The organism is Arthrobacter sp. P2b (assembly GCF_900168295.1).
GTDB lineage: Bacteria > Actinomycetota > Actinomycetes > Actinomycetales > Micrococcaceae > Arthrobacter.
Window position 1 is genome coordinate 1 of record NZ_FVZL01000008.1, and the last position, 17,686, is coordinate 17,686.

General features: G+C 62.8%; 18 protein-coding genes and 1 other RNA gene. 15 read left to right on the top strand and 4 right to left on the bottom strand.

The genetic code is table 11. From position 1 onward, the window contains the following. The coding region (locus B5520_RS13620; protein ID WP_139386245.1) for a dTDP-glucose 4,6-dehydratase at window positions 1–578 on the bottom strand (578 nt) is incomplete at its 3' end. A 56-nt stretch (window positions 579–634) separates the two neighbouring features. Between B5520_RS13620 and rfbA the strand changes: the two genes are divergently transcribed. Then, window positions 635–1,504, top strand: coding sequence for a glucose-1-phosphate thymidylyltransferase RfbA (gene rfbA, locus B5520_RS13625; RefSeq protein WP_079597615.1), 870 nt, complete (start codon window positions 635–637; stop codon window positions 1,502–1,504). Window positions 1,505–1,560: 56 nt separating this feature from the next. On the opposite strand, the gene B5520_RS13630 is transcribed toward rfbA, so the two are convergent. Next, the gene (locus B5520_RS13630) at window positions 1,561–4,473 is read right to left on the bottom strand and encodes a GH25 family lysozyme (protein WP_254865573.1); all 2,913 of its coding nucleotides are present in this window, start codon (window positions 4,471–4,473) and stop codon (window positions 1,561–1,563) included. Window positions 4,474–4,762: 289 nt separating this feature from the next. Here B5520_RS13630 and B5520_RS13635 point away from each other — a divergent pair, with 289 nt between their 5' ends. The 8 genes from B5520_RS13635 (at window position 4,763) to prfB (ending at window position 10,671) form a co-directional block, all read left to right on the top strand. Next, complete coding sequence (locus B5520_RS13635; RefSeq protein WP_079597616.1) at window positions 4,763–5,986, top strand: CpaF family protein; 1,224 nt, start codon at window positions 4,763–4,765, stop codon at window positions 5,984–5,986. After that, window positions 5,983–6,840 (top strand): type II secretion system F family protein, encoded by an 858-nt coding sequence (locus tag B5520_RS13640; protein WP_176156863.1) that lies wholly within the window; start codon window positions 5,983–5,985, stop codon window positions 6,838–6,840. The genes B5520_RS13635 and B5520_RS13640 overlap by 4 nt, the downstream gene beginning before the upstream one ends. After that, a complete protein-coding gene (locus tag B5520_RS13645) occupies window positions 6,837–7,778 on the top strand; it encodes a type II secretion system F family protein (RefSeq protein ID WP_079597617.1) in 942 nt (313 codons plus the stop codon). Before B5520_RS13640 ends, B5520_RS13645 begins: the two co-directional genes overlap by 4 nt. Before the next feature lie 82 nt (window positions 7,779–7,860). After that, on the top strand, window positions 7,861–8,070 hold the full coding sequence (locus B5520_RS13650; RefSeq protein WP_079597618.1) for a hypothetical protein: 210 nt from the start codon (window positions 7,861–7,863) through the stop codon (window positions 8,068–8,070). Between the two features lie 4 nt (window positions 8,071–8,074). Continuing rightward, window positions 8,075–8,491: a TadE family protein gene (locus B5520_RS13655; RefSeq protein ID WP_079597619.1), complete on the top strand. Its 417-nt coding sequence runs from the start codon at window positions 8,075–8,077 to the stop codon at window positions 8,489–8,491. Between the two features lie 43 nt (window positions 8,492–8,534). After that, window positions 8,535–9,047, top strand: a complete 513-nt coding sequence (locus B5520_RS13660; protein WP_254865574.1) for a hypothetical protein — start codon at window positions 8,535–8,537, stop codon at window positions 9,045–9,047. Further along, entirely contained in the window at window positions 9,044–9,481 is a 438-nt protein-coding gene (locus B5520_RS13665; protein WP_254865575.1) for a pilus assembly protein TadG-related protein, read from the top strand. The genes B5520_RS13660 and B5520_RS13665 overlap by 4 nt, the downstream gene beginning before the upstream one ends. 71 nt (window positions 9,482–9,552) lie before the next feature. After that, on the top strand, window positions 9,553–10,671 hold the full coding sequence (prfB, locus tag B5520_RS13670; RefSeq protein WP_079597620.1) for a peptide chain release factor 2: 1,119 nt from the start codon (window positions 9,553–9,555) through the stop codon (window positions 10,669–10,671). Window positions 10,672–10,861: 190 nt separating this feature from the next. Here prfB and B5520_RS13675 read toward each other — a convergent pair whose 3' ends face one another. Then, entirely contained in the window at window positions 10,862–11,605 is a 744-nt protein-coding gene (locus B5520_RS13675; protein ID WP_079597621.1) for a polyprenol monophosphomannose synthase, read from the bottom strand. A 326-nt stretch (window positions 11,606–11,931) separates the two neighbouring features. Between B5520_RS13675 and ftsE the strand changes: the two genes are divergently transcribed. The 6 genes from ftsE (at window position 11,932) to B5520_RS13705 (ending at window position 17,264) form a co-directional block, all read left to right on the top strand. Continuing rightward, window positions 11,932–12,720, top strand: coding sequence for a cell division ATP-binding protein FtsE (gene ftsE, locus B5520_RS13680; protein ID WP_079597622.1), 789 nt, complete (start codon window positions 11,932–11,934; stop codon window positions 12,718–12,720). After that, the gene (ftsX, locus tag B5520_RS13685) at window positions 12,717–13,631 is read left to right on the top strand and encodes a permease-like cell division protein FtsX (protein ID WP_079597623.1); all 915 of its coding nucleotides are present in this window, start codon (window positions 12,717–12,719) and stop codon (window positions 13,629–13,631) included. The genes ftsE and ftsX overlap by 4 nt, the downstream gene beginning before the upstream one ends. Before the next feature lie 28 nt (window positions 13,632–13,659). Further along, a complete protein-coding gene (locus tag B5520_RS13690; RefSeq protein ID WP_079597624.1) occupies window positions 13,660–15,096 on the top strand; it encodes a M23 family metallopeptidase in 1,437 nt (478 codons plus the stop codon). Between the two features lie 85 nt (window positions 15,097–15,181). Beyond that, window positions 15,182–15,655, top strand: coding sequence for an SsrA-binding protein SmpB (gene smpB / locus B5520_RS13695; protein ID WP_079597625.1), 474 nt, complete (start codon window positions 15,182–15,184; stop codon window positions 15,653–15,655). A gap of 77 nt (window positions 15,656–15,732) precedes the next feature. Then, window positions 15,733–16,103, top strand: a transfer-messenger RNA (tmRNA) gene (ssrA, locus tag B5520_RS13700). Window positions 16,104–16,280: 177 nt separating this feature from the next. After that, a complete protein-coding gene (locus B5520_RS13705) occupies window positions 16,281–17,264 on the top strand; it encodes a S1C family serine protease (protein WP_079597626.1) in 984 nt (327 codons plus the stop codon). A 15-nt stretch (window positions 17,265–17,279) separates the two neighbouring features. Here the strand turns inward: B5520_RS13705 and B5520_RS13710 are convergent, their stop codons facing one another. Next, window positions 17,280–17,654 carry a hypothetical protein gene (locus B5520_RS13710; RefSeq protein ID WP_079597627.1) on the bottom strand — a complete coding sequence of 125 codons (375 nt, stop codon included), beginning with the start codon at window positions 17,652–17,654 and terminating at the stop codon, window positions 17,280–17,282. Window positions 17,655–17,686: the final 32 nt, after the last annotated feature.

The window sequence follows — 17,686 nt, forward strand, 5'->3', positions numbered from 1 at the left end:
ATCTGGCGCGGAATAAATTTCTCCACGTGCTGGTACGGGCCGTAGTTGTTGGAGCAGTTGCTGATGGTCGCCTGCAGCCCGAAGGAGCGCACCCATGCCCGGACCAGCAGGTCGGAGCCGGCTTTGGTGGAGGAATAGGGGCTGGAAGGGTTGTAGGGGGTCTGCTCGGTGAACCGTTCGGGGTCGTCGAGTTCCAGGTCGCCGTAGACCTCGTCGGTGGAGATGTGGTGGAAGCGCTTGTTGTGCTTCCGTGCCGCCTCGATCAGCGTGTACGTGCCGATGATGTTGGTGTCCAGGAACGGGCGGGGATCGTGCAGGGAGTTGTCATTGTGCGATTCGGCAGCGTAGTGGACCACGACGTCGGTGTCGGCGACGAGGCCGTCCACCAGTGCGGGGTCGGCGATGTCTCCCTGGACAAACGTGAAGCGTGCGTCCGGCAGTCCCTTCAGCGATTCAAGGTTTCCTGCGTAGGTCAGCTTGTCCAGAACGGTGACGTGGTCATCGGTGTTATCAAGTACGTAGTGGACGAAGTTGGAACCAATGAACCCGGCACCGCCGGTAACAAGAAGTCGCTGCATAATTCCCAAGGGTACCGGATTTGCCGCGGCACTTAGCGAACGGAAAGATGGGGGACATGCGCGGAATAATACTTGCCGGCGGTACCGGCTCCAGGCTTCACCCCATCACTCTGGGCGTCAGCAAGCAGTTGGTCCCGGTCTACGACAAGCCCATGATCTACTACCCGCTGTCCACCCTGATACTCGCGGGTATCCGCGACATCCTGATTATCACCACGCCCCACGACGCCGAGCAATTTGAACGTCTGCTCGGCGACGGGTCACGTTTCGGCGTATCCATCACCTACAAGCAGCAGCCGTCGCCGGACGGCCTGGCCCAGGCTTTTGTGCTCGGAGCGGAACACATTGGTGATGACAGCGTGGCCCTTGTTTTGGGGGACAACATCTTTTATGGCCCCGGGATGGGCACCCAATTGCGCCGTTTCGAAAACATCGACGGCGGAGCGGTCTTTGGTTATTGGGTTGCCGATCCCAAGGCCTATGGCGTGGTCGAGTTCGATTCCGCGGGCAAAGCGATCTCCCTGGAAGAGAAGCCGGAAAAGCCGAAGAGCCATTACGCTGTCCCCGGTCTTTACTTCTATGACAATGACGTGGTGGAGATCGCTGAAAACCTCAAGCCTTCCGCGAGGGGGGAACTGGAGATCACGGACGTCAACCGCACTTATCTCGAAAAGGGAAAACTGCAGGTGGAGATCCTCCCGCGCGGCACTGCCTGGCTCGATACCGGAACCTTCAATGACCTGAACGATGCATCGAACTTCGTCCGGACCACGGAAAACCGGCAGGGCCTGAAAATTGGTGCTCCCGAGGAGATCGCCTGGCGGCTCGGCTTCCTCAGTGACGATGAACTCCGGCAGCGGGCTGAGCCCCTCGTGAAGAGCGGTTATGGCTCCTACTTGATCGATTTGCTGGAACACGGCCATTAGAAGAGGCCAAAAAGGCGGGACCCGCACCATGCGGGTCCCGCCTTTTCGTTGGGTGGCTAACGCAAGGTGATCCTTGCCCCACCCGCCGTTGTCCAAGTGATGCTTCCACCCTGGAAGGTTTGGCTGCATGAAGACCTGTCCGCAGTGCAGGTCTGGCTGCTGGTTGGGTAGCCCAAAGCCCCGGCTTCGAATCCCTGTCCGGCCCAGCTCTGCTGGATCGGGCCGGGCACGATCAGGTGGGCTCCGCTTGCTGATGACCACATGACGGTGCCCTTCTCGAAGTTCTGGAAGCAGCCGTCATTCCGCAGCCCACAAATGGTCCCGCTCGTGGGGTAGCCCAGTGAGCCGGATTCGTAGCCTGATGCGCCCCACCGTTCCCTGATGGGTGTTGACGTCAGCGCCTGGGCTCCGGTGGCAGGAGAGTACATCACCGTTCCCTTGGCAAAGTTCTGGAAGCAGCCGTTATTCCTCAGCCCGCAGATCTGGCCGCTCACAGGGTAGCCGAGCTTGCCGCCTTCGAAACCTGTGCTGACCCAGGCATCACGGACCGGCCCGAACATAACCGCGTTCGCTCCGCTCCCGGCGGACCACATCACAGTTCCCGAGGAGTAGTTCTGGAAGCAGCCGCCGTCTACCAGGCCGCAGATTACGTCGGAAGCCGGGTATCCCAATGACCCGTTTTCGAAGCCGGTTTTTTGCCACAGATCACGGATCGGGCCGAGTAAGCTCGGCTGCGCTCCAGTGGCGGGTGAATACATGAGTGCCCCCTTGGCGAACATCTGGAAGCACCCGCCGTCTTTGAGCCCGCAGTACTGGCCGGACGTGGGGTAGCCGAGGCTGCCTGCGCCCCAACCCAAGCGTTCCCATCCTGCGGCCATCGGCCCGGCGGCTACTGTTTCGGGGGCAGTGGCGGCGGAATACCCAACGACGCCCTTTTCAAACGCCTGCCGGCACTCGGTCTGGACCGCTCCGCAGCTGGCAGGGCCGGCTGGATACCCCAGGCGGCCGTTCTCGAACCCGGATTTCTGCCAGTAATCGAGGATCCGCCCGGTGAGCGTGTGGGCGCCGGTGGCCGGTGAGAACAGGAGCGCGCCGCCCTGGAACAGCTGGTAGCAGCCGCCGCCGCGGAGGCCGCACACTTCTCCCGCGACCGGGAAGCCTATTGGCTCTCCCTTCGTGCGCGACGCTTTCCAGGTTTCGCCCATGCCCATGAAAACAGGCCAGGCTCCTGAAGTGGGCGTCCAGGCAACGACTCCACCGCTGAAGTTTTGGGTACAGAAGGAACTGGTGCAGTTTGCTTCGGCGTTCGGATAGCCCAGCAGGCCGTTTTCGTAGCCTGCTCGTCCCCACGCCTCCATCACTGGGCCGGGCTTGACCAGACGGGCGCCGGTGGCAGGGCTCCAGAGAACCGAACCGGCCTGGAACAGCTGGAAACATCCACCTGATTTGAGTCCACAAACCTGATCGCTGAGAGGGTATCCGAGACCTCCGTTTTCGTATCCCTGGGCTGCCCAATGCTCACGGATTGCTCCGAACGGCACCAGGGCGGCACCGGTCGACGGGGACCACATGATGGACCCGCCCTGGTAGTTCTGGAAACAGCCGCCATTCTTGAGTCCGCAGATAACGCCGGACACGGGATAGCCCATCTGGCCGTTTTCGTATCCCTTCCGGGCCCAGGCGTCACGGATCGGTCCGGCCAGGCTTGGTTGTGCTCCGGCGGTCGGAGACCACATGACGATGCCGGCTTCATAGCCACGGAAGCATCCGCCGTCACGGAGGCCGCAAATTATCGTGGAAGTGGGTGCACCCAGGGAAGGCATGGAGGCACGGAATGCGTCGATGGCCTTGACCGCTGCGGGTGGAACGCCGCTGGTAGCGAAGGCCTTAAGGCCTGCGTAGTCGCCGTTCCACACGTTGGAGTCACCAGCGAACGGCCCGGTGCTGCTGTACTGCCAGATGCTGTAAGTACCCCAGCTTGCGGTGGGTACCGGTCCTGCGTTGTTGGTGGGCGCATCGGGGTAGGCCGCGATCCACAACGGGTAGTCACCGAAGCCGGCAGGATTTCCCAAGCACTGGTTCCACCAACTTGTATTGGTGTAGATGACGGGGAGCCTACCGGTGAGCGACTGCACGGTGTTGCCGAAGTCGCGTACCCAGGTCTGAAGCTGCGCCGGGGACATGTTGTAGCAAGTGTTCCCGAAGTAGAAGCCGTTGATGGTACGGCCTTCATAGGGGTTGAACTCAAAGTCCAGGACAGGAGGCATGGTGTACCCGTCTCCTGACCAGCCGCCGCCGTTCTGTACGAAGTACCGGGCCTGGTCTGCTCCGGACGACCAGTTCGGAATAGCGAAGTGGTAGGCGCCGCGGATCATTCCGACATTCCGTGCCCCTTGATACTGGGAGCCGTAGGACGGGTTGGTGTAGTAGTTGCCTTCCGTGGCTTTCACGTAGGCGAAACGCGCACCCATATTCCACTGCTGCTGCCAGTCCACGCTTGGCTGGTGGCCGCTGACGTCCAGCCCCTGGATACCGAACGTTGGCATCCAGGTGCCCTCGGACGACAAAGATTCCGTACTCAGGCGCCGCAAGGACTCGGAGGGGGCTGACGCCGTGACCCGGGCTGAACGCTGGCCCATTTCCGCTCCACCTACGCCCACCGCCTCAGCCATGGATTGTGATGTCCCCGGCGAAGTCGCAACCGGCTGCGGTTCTCCTGTGGCTTTTTCCACTGGCCGCGGTTCTGCGGGGGCAGTTTGGGGCGTCGACGGGGCCGGTGCGCCCGTGGGCGCGGGGGCAGCGGTTGCCCCAGTGCTTCCATCACTGGAGGAAAGGGTTGGGGTAGGCGCGGGTTCGACGGCGGACGCAACGCTGACGAGGCCGGGGCCAGCTACCAGGGAGGCAGCCAGCAGCACTATCCCCAAAGTTTTCATGGCGGGGTGACGGGACTGAGACAGGTTCCGCTTCATATTTGCTCCGGAGACAATGTGGCGCTCCCGCGAGCGCTCATTTCGATAGCTGTTCAGGTTTTTCCCCCAGGGATACGCCTGACAGGTGGTGGTTCGACAATTAACGCGCTCACCATAGCACTGGTGTTACCAGCGGAACTAGTGGTTCTCTTGTTGCTCAAGTGATAGTTGTCGCACCGTTAGTTATCCACATTGAGCGCCCCTATGACTTGTTGCCGGGGTTTACCCTCCTTAGGCTGGACGCAATTGCACTGCCCGCGCTGGGCGGCAGTCATGTGGGGGAGTACTTATGGATGCTCTGGGGATAGTCGAGGACGAAGTCCGCGAGCTGATACGGCGCAAGGGCCTCGATCCGTTGCGGCAGGCCAGTGAGGTGCGCAGGCTGGTGGAAGCAGCCGTCATGGACTATGACGAGCGGGCATTGATGGGACCGCTTCCGCCCCTCGGACCATTGGACTCGGCTCGCAGGTTCCTCTTCGATGCTGTGGCGGGATTCGGTGTCCTCCAGCCACTGCTCGACGACCCCTCAATAGAAGAGATTTGGCTCAACGCGCCGAATGAAATCTTTGTTGCGCGCAACGGTGAATCCGAACTCACCTCGCTCAGCCTCTCCGACCAGCAAGTGCGCGACCTCGTGGAGCGGATGCTGAAGAGCTCCGGCAGGCGCCTTGACATGTCGTCTCCCTTCGTTGATGCGGCCCTGCCCGACGGCTCGAGGCTTCACGTGGTCATTCCGGATGTCACGCGCCGCCACTGGGCAGTGAACATCAGGAAGTTCGTTGTGAAGGCAACCCGGCTGGAACACCTTGTCGAGCTGGGCACTCTGACGCCCCAATCCGCCCGGTTTCTTGGTGCAGCAGTATCCAGTGGACTGAACATCCTGGTGTCCGGCGCCACCCAGGCAGGCAAGACGACGATGCTCAATTGCCTGGCGTCCAGCATCGGAAGCCGGGAGCGGGTCATTACGGTTGAAGAGATCTTCGAGCTGCAGTTCCCGTTGCGGGACGTTGTGGGGCTTCAGTGCCGCCAGCCGAACCTCGAAGGTGAAGGCGAAATTCCGCTCCGGCGCCTGGTGAAGGAAGCGCTCCGCATGCGGCCGGACCGCCTGGTGGTCGGTGAGGTGCGTGAGGCCGAGAGCCTGGACATGCTGATTGCGCTCAACTCAGGTCTTCCAGGCATGTGCACGGTGCACGCCAATTCTGCCCATGACGCAGTCACGAAGATCTGCACACTCCCACTGCTGGCCGGCGAGAATATTTCCAGCGCCTTCGTCGTTCCCACGGTCGCATCCTGCATCGACCTCGTGGTCCATTGCAGCCGGCAGGCGAACGGCCGGCGGGAGGTCACCGAGATCCTGTCCCTTGGCCGACGCGTAGAGAACGGCATCATCGAATCATCGCTGGTTTTCGCCATGGCTGACGGCGTCCTGCAGCCCCGGGCGAACGCGATGCCGTCGGCGGAGAAATTTTCGCGTGCGGGCTATGATGTCGCTGCTTTGCTGGATCCCCGATGATCTCGGCACTGCTCGGAGTAACAACAGGAACGGGCCTTTTCCTCATCTGGTGGGCGTTCTGGGAGTCACCGCCGAAAAGACAGCGGGAACGGAAGCCAAGCCGCCTGGGCGATCTTTTGGCAGCTGCGGGTGTCGACAAGGTTTCCGGGGGCGGGCTGGCGGGCACATGCCTGGGCCTGGTGCTGTTTGTGGTCCTGGTGTTTTACGCCGTCAGCCGCTCGTGGCCCATCGCCGCATGCTTCGGACTTTTCGCCGGATGGTTGCCCGTCAGCGTCCTCCGCTGGCGCGCTAAAAAGCGTACGGCGTTACTGCGCCAGCTCTGGCCGGACGTCGTCGATCACCTTCGTTCGGCAATTCGCGCAGGACTGCCTTTGCCGGAGGCGCTGATCCAGCTGGGTGACAAAGGCCCGGAAGAACTGCGGCCGGCGTTTCGGGAGTTCGGCGCCGACTACCGGGCCGGGGGACACTTTGATGGGTCGTTGAACAAACTTAAGCACAAGCTTGCAGATCCGGTCGCTGACCGGATCGTCGAAGCCCTGCGTCTGACCCGGGAGGTCGGAGGGTCGGATCTGGGCAAACTGCTGGGTACGCTTGCCGAATTTTTGCGGGAGAGCGCGCGCACCCGCAGCGAACTCGAAGCCCGGCAGTCCTGGACCGTCAACGCCGCACGCCTTGCCGTAGCCGCGCCATGGATCGTCATGGTTCTCCTGGCTACACGGCCGGAAGCGGTACAGGCATACAACACACCGATGGGGGCAGCAGTGTTGCTCGGAGGGCTGGTGGTTTCGTTGATCTGCTACTCCACCATGCTGAGAATAGGCGCTCTTCCCCAGGATGAAAGGGTCCTCCGGTGACCGCTGTCTCTCCAGCCGCCGTCATATGCGGACTTGTCATGGGGATAGGCCTGTGGCTGGTCATCTTCAGGTCCCCGATGATGAGGGCAACAACTTTTGCGCAGCGGATTGAGCCGCAGCTCAAGGCCCAGAACGTTGAGTCGCGGCTCCTGCGCTCAGGAGAGCAGACGCTGACGCCCTTCGGGCCGCTTGAGAGGATACTGCGCCCGGTGGTCCACGATGCCCTCGCGGCGCTGGGAAAGCTTAGCCCTTCACCGGGCGCGACCGCCCGTCGGCTGGTACAGGCGGGGATCAACAAATCTGCCATTGATTTCAGGGCTGAACAGCTGCTGTGGGCGGCCGCCGGATTCGCCCTCGCGTTGGCTCTGTCCCTCATTGGGGCTGCTTCCGGCAGGTTCAGTCCACTCGTCGCGGCCTTGATCATCATCGGAGGCGCTGCAGCAGGCTTCGTGCTGCGGGACTATTGGCTGGGCGTTCAGGTCCGCCAACGGGAAGCCCGGATGATGGCTGAATTCCCCAGCCTCGCTGAGCTCATGGCGCTCGCCGTCGGCGCCGGGGAGAGCGCCACCGGCGCCCTGGACAGGGTCTGCCGGAGCGCCAAGGGGGAGCTGGCCGAGGAGTTCTCGAAGATCCTCGCCGAGACACGGGCCGGCAAGCCGCTCGTCCTTGCCCTCCAGGAGTTCTCGTCGCGCACCGACCTGGCGCCGCTGGTGAGGTTCGTCGACGGCATCATTGTCGCCGTGGAGCGGGGCACACCCCTGGCTGACGTGCTTCGTGCCCAGGCCCAGGATGTCCGTGACACCGCAAAACGGGACCTGATGGAAGCCGCCGGCAAGAAAGAGATCGCCATGATGGTGCCACTCGTTTTTGGTGTGCTCCCGCTGACCGTCGTTTTCGCCGTCTTTCCGGGCATTGCGGCGATCAGCCTGGGTTTCTAGCGGTGGCACCGACCAACGGTGATGACCGGACCGTGGCGTCATGCCCAATCAACGCAGGAAGTACAGAGGAAGAGGAAGAGAAATGAAAAACGTAGGAATCCGCTGCGCAGTGTTGCTCCTGACTCTCGCAGATTCACGCCGCACCCCGAATGATCACCCTGAGCGGGGAGATGTGCCGGGGTGGGTCATGATCACCCTCATGTCCGCTGTCCTGGTGGCAGCCCTCCTGGCGCTCGCCGGACCAGCGTTGGAGTCCATGTTCAACCAGGCGATGGACAAGGTGGGCAGCTAAGCCCATGCCACGTCCCGCCAAGGTAGCCAAAGGCGCCCCTGAACAGCCTGTATCGAGGGAACAAGGCTCGGCGGTGGTGGATTTTGTTTTGGTGGGAGGACTGCTCACCATGTTTTTCCTGGCGATCATCCAACTGGCGCTCGTGTTGCACGTGCGCAACACCTTAATTGATGCCGCCGCCTCGGGGGCCAGGTACGGAACCCTGGCGGACCGGGGAGCTGTCGACGCGGAAGAACGGACGCGTGCCCTCATTGTGACCGCGTTGAATCCTGGCTTTGCCGGCCAGGTCAGCACCACCGAAGTGACCGTGCAGGGATTGCGAACCCTGGAAGTGACCGTGCGGGCGCCGATGCCGGTCATTGGTCTGATCGGTCCGCGGGACATGCTGGAGGTGAAGGGACATGCCGCTGTGCAGCCCTGACATCCGGTGGCGCGTTCGTACCCGGCTGCGTGAGGCGCTCTGCATGAAAACGGATACTGCAAACGTGGCCATGCGAGACATACGGAAGGTATGGCCGGGAGACAAGCAAACCCTGCCACACGACGCAAGGCCGCAGAAGGGCGTGCATGAGCAGGGGAGCGCGGTTGTTGAGTTCACGTTCCTGGCGCTCTTACTGATGGTTCCCCTCGTGTACTTCATCATCACCGTGGGACAAATACAGGGTGGTTCGTTTGCCGTGGTTGGGGCAGCTGACCAGGCCGCGAAGGTGTACGTCGCCAAGCCCGACACATCGTCAGCCCAGGCAGCCGCCGAACAAGCGGTAGCCATTGCGCTGGCTGACTTTGGGCACCGGCCGGAGGAAGCCACGGTGGCTATCAGCTGCGACCCCGCCGACTGCCAGGCCGCGGGCACGGTGGTGACTGCAAACGTCAGGCTGGCAGTGCCCCTGCCATTTGTTCCTTTCCGTGACGGCCTCCGACTGTCCGCTACCGAGGTGGAGGCATCCGCAACCCAGGTGGTGGGAAGGTTCCGATGACGAAGAACGAAGACGGCCAGATGATGGTGATGATTTTGGGATACGTAGCGCTGGCCCTGCTCGTCACAACGGTTGTCATCGGTATCTCGGCCGTCTACCTCGAACACAAGCGGCTACTGTCCCTCGCGGACGGCGCCTCGCTTGCGGCAGCGGACAGCTACACCCTCGGTGAAGTCGCAGCGCAGGGTGGCAGCCCGTCGGCAGTGCTCAATCCTGCGCGGGTGCGAAATGTGGCGGCGGACTTCGTCGCCAGGAGCCCGGCGTCGGAACGGTTTGCTGACCTGGCGGTGGCAGGGACGACAGGAACACCCGATGGTTCCACCGCCGTCGTGGTTCTCACGGCGGCAGTCCACCCGCCGGTCGTGAACTTCCTGATACCTGCCGGAATCCCGATAGAAGCAACGTCCACCGCCCGTTCGCGGTTAACGCGCTGAAGAACGGCACGGGGCTGCTGCTGGCGGGCGGGACCGGAGCCTTTCGCCGGATAGCGTAGGCTTAAACAACCATGGCCAATATTGATTTTTCCGCTGAAATCCGCGCCCTTCGCGCCACGTACGATTCCATCGAGCGAGTCTCCGATGTGGAAACTCTGAAGGAAGACATCGCCGAACTGAGCGAGCGGGCGGGCGAACCGGACCTCTGGGATGATCCTGCAGCGGCACAGAAAATCACTTCCCGGCTGTCCCACCGGCAGTCCGAGCTTGAACGCCTCAACACGTTGGCTTCACGGATTGATGATCTCGAAGTCCTCGTGGAGCTGGGGCAGGACGAGGATGACGCCGCTTCCATGGGGGAGGCGGCCGCAGAACTTGAGTCCATCAAAAAGGCACTCAAGGAGCTCGAAGTCGTCACCCTGCTGTCGGGTGAGTACGACGAACGCGAAGCCGTGGTCTCCATCCGCGCAGGCGCCGGCGGTGTGGACGCCGCCGACTTCGCCGAGATGCTGATGCGCATGTACCTCCGCTGGGCCGAGCGGCATGGCTACCCCACCACGGTCATGGACACGTCCTATGCCGAAGAGGCAGGCCTGAAGTCGGCCACCTTCGAGGTCAAGGCGCCCTACGCCTTTGGCACCCTCAGCGTCGAAGCCGGAACCCACCGCCTGGTCAGGATCAGCCCGTTCGACAACCAGGGCCGGCGGCAGACGTCGTTTGCTGCCGTGGAGGTCATCCCGCTGATCGAGCAAACGGACTCCATCGAGATCCCGGACAACGAAATCCGCGTGGACGTCTTCCGGTCGTCCGGCCCCGGCGGGCAGTCGGTCAACACCACGGACTCCGCGGTCCGCCTCACCCACATTCCGACGGGCACCGTGGTGTCCATGCAGAACGAAAAATCGCAGCTGCAGAACCGCGCCGCGGCCATGCGCGTCCTGCAGTCCAGGCTCCTGCTTCTCAAGAAGGAACAGGAGGATGCCGAGAAGAAGGCACTGGCAGGTGATGTCAAAGCGTCCTGGGGCGACCAGATGCGCTCCTACGTCCTCAACCCCTACCAGATGGTTAAGGACCTCCGGACGGAACACGAGGTGGGGAACACCTCGGCCGTGTTCGACGGCGAAATCGACGATTTCATCGACGCCGGTATCCGCTGGCGCACCGATAACCGCAACGCGGAGAGTAAGTAGCCTTCGTTGAGAGGGTAACCGCAGTGGTGCCTGCGAGCGTTTGTCGCGACGAACCGTGCTGCAACCCGAGGTAAGAACGAGCGGCAGCACCATATGCGCTGCGCTGGGCCTGCCCCCTAAAGGTGGGGCAGGCCCAGCGCTTCCAGCCGCTGTCCATTTCTTTGCTCCGTGGTCCGGAACGGGGCCCAGCCTAGGGTTGGGCGGAGGCCTTTTTGCCTGTCAGGGTGTTCCAGCGTGCCTGCAGGCCCCATTTGGTGACGTTGATCATGGCTTCGACCACGATGTTGCCGCTCATCTTCGAGGCGCCGAGTTCGCGCTCCACGAAGGTGATGGGGCGTTCCTCGATGCGCAGGCCCATCCGTGCCACGCGCCATGCCAGGTCGACCTGGAAGCCGTAACCGACGGAGTCCACCTGGTCCAGGTTGAGTTTTTCCAGGGTTGTCCGGCGGAAGGCGCGGTATCCGCCGGTGACGTCCTTGATCTTCAGGCCGAGCATCAGTCGGGCGTAGGTGCTGCCCACCCGCGAAATGGCCTGCCGGTAGAGGGGCCAGTTCACCACGCGTCCGCCGGGCACCCAGCGGGAACCCATGGCAAGGTCTGCGCCCTGGTCGATGGCCTCCAGGAGCTGGGGCAGCTGCTCGGGCTGGTGGGATCCGTCCGCGTCCATTTCCACGAGCACGTCGTAGCCGGCATCCAGGCCCCACTTGAACCCGGCGATGTAGGCGGCTCCCAGTCCCTCCTTGCCCTTGCGGTGCAGGACGTGGACCTGGGAGTCCCCGGCCGCGATGGTGTCGGCGAGTTTGCCGGTGCCGTCAGGGCTGTTGTCATCCACCACCAGCACGTCCGAGGCCGGGACAGCAGACCGGAGCCGCTGGAGCGTCTTGGGCAGCGATTCCAGTTCGTTGTACGTGGGAATGATCGTAAGGACGCGCACAGAGGGCCTTTCCTGGAGGGAGCGGTCGGTGCACCTGGCGGCCAGCTAGCCGCCGGCAGGCGCAGCTACCCATTATAGGAGCGAGTAAAGGCGGTCCGGAGAGTGCTGCGGTTCTCTCAGTAAGACATGCATGCACGAGGCTTCAATTTGTTCACTCTGGCACCTGGTTCCCGCGACACGCCCTCTGAAAGCCCGGTAATACGCCGGGGTTCGTGCGTATAGTCGAGGGGCCGGGGCCCTACTTTCCCCAAACGAAAACCCGTGCACCGGCTGCAGAACTGGGCTGCATGTGAGAATCAGCCATGCCCTGCAGGGTACTTAGGGCCATGATCCGATTCGAAAATGTCACCAAGGTCTACGACCAGACAACCCGGCCTGCGCTGGACTCAGTCAACCTTGAGATCGACCGCGGCGAGTTCGCCTTCCTGGTCGGCGCGTCAGGGTCCGGCAAATCCACGTTCCTGCGCCTGGTGCTCAAGGAGGACCGCGCAACCTCCGGCGCTGTCTATGTCGCCGGCCAGAACGTTGCCAAGATCTCCAGCTGGCGCGTCCCCCGCCTAAGGCGCGGAATCGGCGTCGTCTTCCAGGACTTCCGGCTCCTTCCACAGAAGAACGTCTTCGCCAACGTCGCGTTCGCCATGCAGGTCATCGGCAAGAGCCGCAGCGTCATCCGTGACACTGTTCCTGAGGTCCTCAAGACCGTTGGCCTGGAAGGCAAAGAGCACCGCATGCCGCACGAACTTTCCGGCGGTGAGCAGCAGCGCGTGGCCATCGCCCGCGCCGTCGTCAATCGCCCCGGCATCCTGCTCGCGGACGAGCCCACCGGAAACCTGGATCCCACCACCTCCATGGGCATCATGGGCGTCCTGGACAAGATCAACCAGAACGGCACCACCGTGGTGATGGCCACGCACGACGACGACATCGTCAACGAGATGCGCAAGCGGGTGGTTGAGCTTCGGAACGGCGTGGTCATCCGTGACGAAGCCAAGGCACTTTACACCTCAATGATTCCCGTGGTGGGACAGTCCCGCAGGCTCAAGGACGCCAGCGGCAGGGAAAACCCTGAAACGGGCGTCCCCGGCGATGGACGCGAAGGCGAGGCACAGCGATGAGGCTTGCATTCATCCTCAGCGAGATCGGCAGCGGACTCCGCCGCAACCTGTCCATGGTGGTCTCGGTCATCCTTGTCACCTTCGTGTCGCTCACCTTCGTGGGTGCCGCAGGAATGCTGCAGATGCAGATCAACCAGATGAAGGGCTACTGGTACGACAAAGTCCAGGTGGCCATCTTCCTGTGCAGTGAAGGTTCGACGGCGGCAGGTTGCGCGGGCGGGCCGGTCACCTCTGAACAGCAGGAAAGCTTGAACACCCTGCTGGAGTCGCCGGCGGTTGCACAGTACATCAACGACTTCCAGTTCGAGTCCAAGGAAGAGGCGTACAAGCACTTCAAGGACCAGTTCTCGAATTCACCCATCGTGGATTCCGTGACGCCGGACCAGCTCCCGGCATCCTTCCGGATCAACATGAAGGATCCCCAGAAGTACGAGATCATCAGCGAGACCTTCTCCTCGCAGCCCGGCGTGGAAACGGTCATTGACCAGCGCCAGCTCCTGGAGCGGCTCTTCTCCGTCATGAACGGCGCCTCCCTTGTGGCGGTCAGCATCGCCGGCGTCATGATTGTCTGCGCCATCCTCCTGATCGCCACCACCATCAGGCTTTCCGCGTTCAGCCGCCGGCGGGAAACGGGCATCATGCGCCTGGTGGGCGCTTCGAAGACGGTGATCCAGCTGCCATTCATCCTTGAAGGCGTTATCGCTGCCGTGATCGGCGCTGCCCTGGCCTCCGCCACGTTGTGGGCGGTGTCCCACTTCTTCCTGGGCGAGTTCATGTCCCGGCAGTACCCGGACACGGCCTTCATCTCCTCAGGCCAGACGCTGATCCTCGCACCGGCTCTGCTAATCCTTGGTGCATCCTTGGCTGGAATTTCGTCTCTCTTGACCTTGCGCAGATACCTTCGCGTCTAGGACCATGCAAACCGATCAAGGAATGCCCATGAACGTAACCGACCAGACCTCCGCCCGAGGACGCCGAACTGCTTCCCGCCGGTCAGGGGTCATCAGCGGCGTGCTTGCCGTCGTCCTCGCCGCCGGGCTCGCCTCATCCACACCGGTGGCTTTCGCGGACGAGCTCGAAGACAAGCAGGCAGCACTTGAGGCTGAGGCGGCGCGCGTCCAGCAGTCCCTGGAGTTCGTGGATTCCCGCATCGCAAAGGCAGCCAGCGACCTGGTGATGTACCAGGGCCAGCTGCCGGGTGCCCAGCAGGCACTCCTGGAAGCACAGGGCCGTGTGGCAGGTGCCGTTAAAGAGGTTGAAGCGCTCTCAGCTCGTGTGGACATGGCCCAGCAGAACAAGGCCAAGATCACCCAGCAGCTGGAAACGGACAAACAAAAGATCGCCGATACGAAGAAACTCATCGGCCAGATTGCCACCCAGGCCTACAAGTCCGGGGGAGTCCCCTCCAACCTTTCGCTGTTCTTCGGCGACAACAACGGCGCCAGCCTCACGGAAACCATGGACCTGGCGGACCAGGCCATGCGCAGCCAGAACGCGGCAATGGACAAGTTGTCGCAGCAGAGTGCCACGAACGTGAATTCGGAAGCGCGCCTGCAGGCGGTCGAGGCTGAGATTAAAGACCTCAAGGCCAAGGCCGATGCTGCCCTGGAGAGGGAAAAAGCTGCCCGGGACGAGGCAGCCGCCAAGAAGGAACAGGTCGACCAGCTGATCGCCGACACCACCCGGCTTGATGCAGAGTTGCAGGCTGCCAAGCCCGGAATCCAGGCACAGCTGGCGGGCGTCCAGGCCAGCCAGAACGCGGTTGCCGCAGAAATTGAGGAGCGCGACCGGAGGTTGCGTGAGGCCTGGGAGGCCGAGCAGCGGAGGCAGGCAGAAGCAGCTGCGGCTGCTGCGGCTGCCGCCGCGGCCGCAGCAGCTGCTGCCAAGGGCCAGGCGCCCCCGCCGCCCCCGCCGGTGCAGTCCTTTATGCCCCCGGCCGGATCGCCGTCGGTCTTTGGCCTGCGGCATCCCTTCTCCGGCAACGTACCCATAACGTCCGGGTTCGGCTGGCGGGCTACCCCGCCGGGCACCATCGACTTCTACGGGCAGGGCGGCTACATGCACACGGGGCTCGATTTTGGAGCAGCCTGCGGCACGCCCGTCTACGCTGCAGCAGCAGGCGAGATCTTCAGCTCGGGCTGGAGTTCAGCAGACGGCGGCGGCTGGCGCGTCAAGATTTCCCACGGCCTGATGCAGGGCAACACCCTGAACACCATCTACTACCACAACGCCAGCATCGTGGTGTCGAACGGCCAGCGGGTCTCACAGGGCCAGCTCATCGCCTACTCCGGCAACACCGGCAACTCCACCGGCTGCCATGCCCACTTCGAAACCTGGCTCAATGGGGCTCCTGTTGACCCGATGGGGCTGCTGTAGGGGTTGATTGCCCTGCCGTACACTGGTATCACTCCGCGCCGAACCGGCCAGGAGGACAACGGATCTGAACCTGAGGAGCTTTCCCGTGCCTAAAGAAAGTGGCCGAAAAGTGGTGGCCACCAACCGCAAGGCCCGGCATGATTACCACGTGCTGGACACCTACGAGGCCGGCATCGCCCTGATGGGCACCGAAGTGAAGTCCCTGCGCGAGGGGCACGCCTCCATGGTGGACGGATTCTGCACCTTCTACAACGACGAGTTGTGGATGGAAGCCATCCACATTCCTGAGTACAACCAGGGCAGTTGGACCAACCACGCGGCACGGCGCCGCCGTAAGCTTCTGCTGCACCGCGAGGAACTCAACAAGATTTCGCACAAGGTCCGTGAATCGGGCTATACCATCGTCCCGCTGCAGCTGTACTTCGTTGACGGCAGGGCCAAGGTGGAGATCGGTGTAGCCCGCGGCAAGCGCGAATACGATAAGCGCCAGACCCTCCGGGAGCAGCAGGACAACCGCGAGGCGCAGCGGGAAATGCGGGAGCGCAACCGTCGCCGCTAGGCTGGAATGAATTGCCTGAAGGGTGAGTTATACTAGGTAGTCCGGTGGGCTTGTCCACCGGTTTGGTAACAAAATATGGGGATGATCGGTTTCGACGATGTTAGTCGCGACAGGTGAAGCGGGCCGAGGATGCAGAATTATCTCGTTAACGCTGTCTGCAAAAAAATAATCGCCGAATCAAAACGCGATAACTTCGCTCTCGCTGCCTAAGCAGCCTTAGCAAGTTCGTCAGCCCGGGGTTGCTATCGCCCCGGATGCTGGCGTCATTTAGATAGCCACTGCTGCTTACCCTCGTCATCGGGGTGAGTGGGACTCTTTGATGACTGGGCCCGGATCAGCCAGCTGTTTGCAGCATGGCTGGGGCCGAGAAAATCCGACGCAAACTGCGCCCGGAGAAGCCCTGACAACACGACATCGGACGGGGGTTCAATTCCCCCCATCTCCACCCTGGGAAACACCCCGGTCTTCGGACCGGGGTGTTTTTCTTTGCCCCGCTCCGGTCCCTTCCCCCGTTCACCAACGGCGTAGCGGGGACGGGACTACTACCCGTCCGCGGTTCGTTGACTCCGATAGGACCCGGACACGTATTTCAGGGCGGCCGGGCGGCACAACCAGGAGGTGCGCCATGGACCAGGCGCGGGAGCCGGCTTTTCCCGAGTACGACGACGATGTGCTGGATTCGTACTCACAGACAGTCATGCGGGTGGCAGCAGCCGTCACTCCCCATGTGGCTGCCATCGAAATGACAGCGGCACGGCGCAACGGACGAGGGCGGGTGGGCGCAGGCTCGGCGGTGCTCTTCACGGAGGACGGCTACCTCCTCACCAATTCGCATGTGGTGGCAGGAACCCGGACCGGCCATGCAGTCTTTGCCGACGGCAGCCGCATGGAACTCGAACTGGTGGGCGCCGATCCCTTGTCCGATCTTGCAGTGGTGCACGGCAGGCGGGCCAAGTTGCCGCCGGCGGTATTCGGCGCGGCGGAATCCCTGCATGTTGGGCAGCTCGTGGTGGCGGTAGGCAACCCCCTGGGTCTGGCCGGTTCTGTGACGGCAGGCGTGGTCAGCGGCCTGGGCCGGGCCATTCCGGTCTGGTCGGGCGGCAACCGGAGAGTCATCGAAGACGTCATCCAGACCGATGCAGCGCTGAACCCCGGCAACTCCGGCGGAGCGCTGGCCGATACACACAGCCGGATCGTTGGCATCAACACCGCAGTGGCCGGTGCAGGACTGGGCCTGGCGATTCCCATCAACGCAACCACCCGCCGGATCATCTCCGCCCTGCTGTCCGACGGGCGGGTCAGACGGGCCTATTTGGGCCTGGTCAGCACGCCGATGCGGCTCAATCCCAGTGCGGTCATCAGGACTGGCCAGCGTGAAGGCCTGCGCATCGTTGAGGTATTGCCGGGATCACCGGCAGACAAGGCAGGCCTTACGGCGGGTGATGTCCTCCTGACAGCCGGCGGACGCCCGGTCAGTGATGCCGAAAGCCTGCAGCGGCTGCTGTTTTCCGACGCCATCGGCGAACCGCTCGATGTTGCAGTGCTGCGGGACGGCGTGGAGCTCCACCTCGTGGCCGTTCCCGAGGAGATGTCCAGCAACGGCAACTGAGCCGCCCGGGAATACCTAGTGGTGGTCCGGCGCCGCAACGTCCGCGATGCCTACAAAACGCGTGCCTACGCCGTCGAACTCGCTTCGAATGAAGCCGGCCTGGACGGGCGGCACGTCAGCAGGTGCGTGATGGCTGCACACGACATACGTGAAGTCCGGCCACCACTTCTTGGGACGGGCCGCCTCCTCGTAGCCGCACACGGCGCATTCCAGGTGGACCCAGACCGGACGCTTGCCCGTCCGGTTGGCACGTGACTGGACCAGCCACGGCGGCGGGTTGTCCAGGATTTCGCCCAGTTCTGCCTCCGTCATCCACTTCGGAAGGCCATGGCGCTGGGCCATCTCCATTGGTACATCCAGGGCAATTGCCGCGTCACGTCTGCTGATCATCAGAATCCACGATACGGGAGGCCGCCAAATCG

What these genes read in the sequence shown, in the direction of transcription:
- B5520_RS13660 (WP_254865574.1), top strand. Translation starts at nt 8,535, where the DNA reads ATGAAAACGGATACTGCAAACGTGGCCATGCGAGACATACGGAAGGTA.
- ftsX (WP_079597623.1), top strand. Translation starts at nt 12,717, where the DNA reads ATGAGGCTTGCATTCATCCTCAGCGAGATCGGCAGCGGACTCCGCCGC.
- rfbA (WP_079597615.1), top strand. Translation starts at nt 635, where the DNA reads ATGCGCGGAATAATACTTGCCGGCGGTACCGGCTCCAGGCTTCACCCC.
- B5520_RS13705 (WP_079597626.1), top strand. Translation starts at nt 16,281, where the DNA reads ATGGACCAGGCGCGGGAGCCGGCTTTTCCCGAGTACGACGACGATGTG.
- prfB (WP_079597620.1), top strand. Translation starts at nt 9,553, where the DNA reads ATGGCCAATATTGATTTTTCCGCTGAAATCCGCGCCCTTCGCGCCACG.
- B5520_RS13650 (WP_079597618.1), top strand. Translation starts at nt 7,861, where the DNA reads ATGAAAAACGTAGGAATCCGCTGCGCAGTGTTGCTCCTGACTCTCGCA.
- B5520_RS13630 (WP_254865573.1), bottom strand. Translation starts at nt 4,473, where the DNA reads ATGAAGCGGAACCTGTCTCAGTCCCGTCACCCCGCCATGAAAACTTTG.
- B5520_RS13640 (WP_176156863.1), top strand. Translation starts at nt 5,983, where the DNA reads ATGATCTCGGCACTGCTCGGAGTAACAACAGGAACGGGCCTTTTCCTC.
- B5520_RS13710 (WP_079597627.1), bottom strand. Translation starts at nt 17,654, where the DNA reads ATGATCAGCAGACGTGACGCGGCAATTGCCCTGGATGTACCAATGGAG.
- B5520_RS13665 (WP_254865575.1), top strand. Translation starts at nt 9,044, where the DNA reads ATGACGAAGAACGAAGACGGCCAGATGATGGTGATGATTTTGGGATAC.
- B5520_RS13655 (WP_079597619.1), top strand. Translation starts at nt 8,075, where the DNA reads ATGCCACGTCCCGCCAAGGTAGCCAAAGGCGCCCCTGAACAGCCTGTA.
- B5520_RS13635 (WP_079597616.1), top strand. Translation starts at nt 4,763, where the DNA reads ATGGATGCTCTGGGGATAGTCGAGGACGAAGTCCGCGAGCTGATACGG.
- B5520_RS13690 (WP_079597624.1), top strand. Translation starts at nt 13,660, where the DNA reads ATGAACGTAACCGACCAGACCTCCGCCCGAGGACGCCGAACTGCTTCC.
- ftsE (WP_079597622.1), top strand. Translation starts at nt 11,932, where the DNA reads ATGATCCGATTCGAAAATGTCACCAAGGTCTACGACCAGACAACCCGG.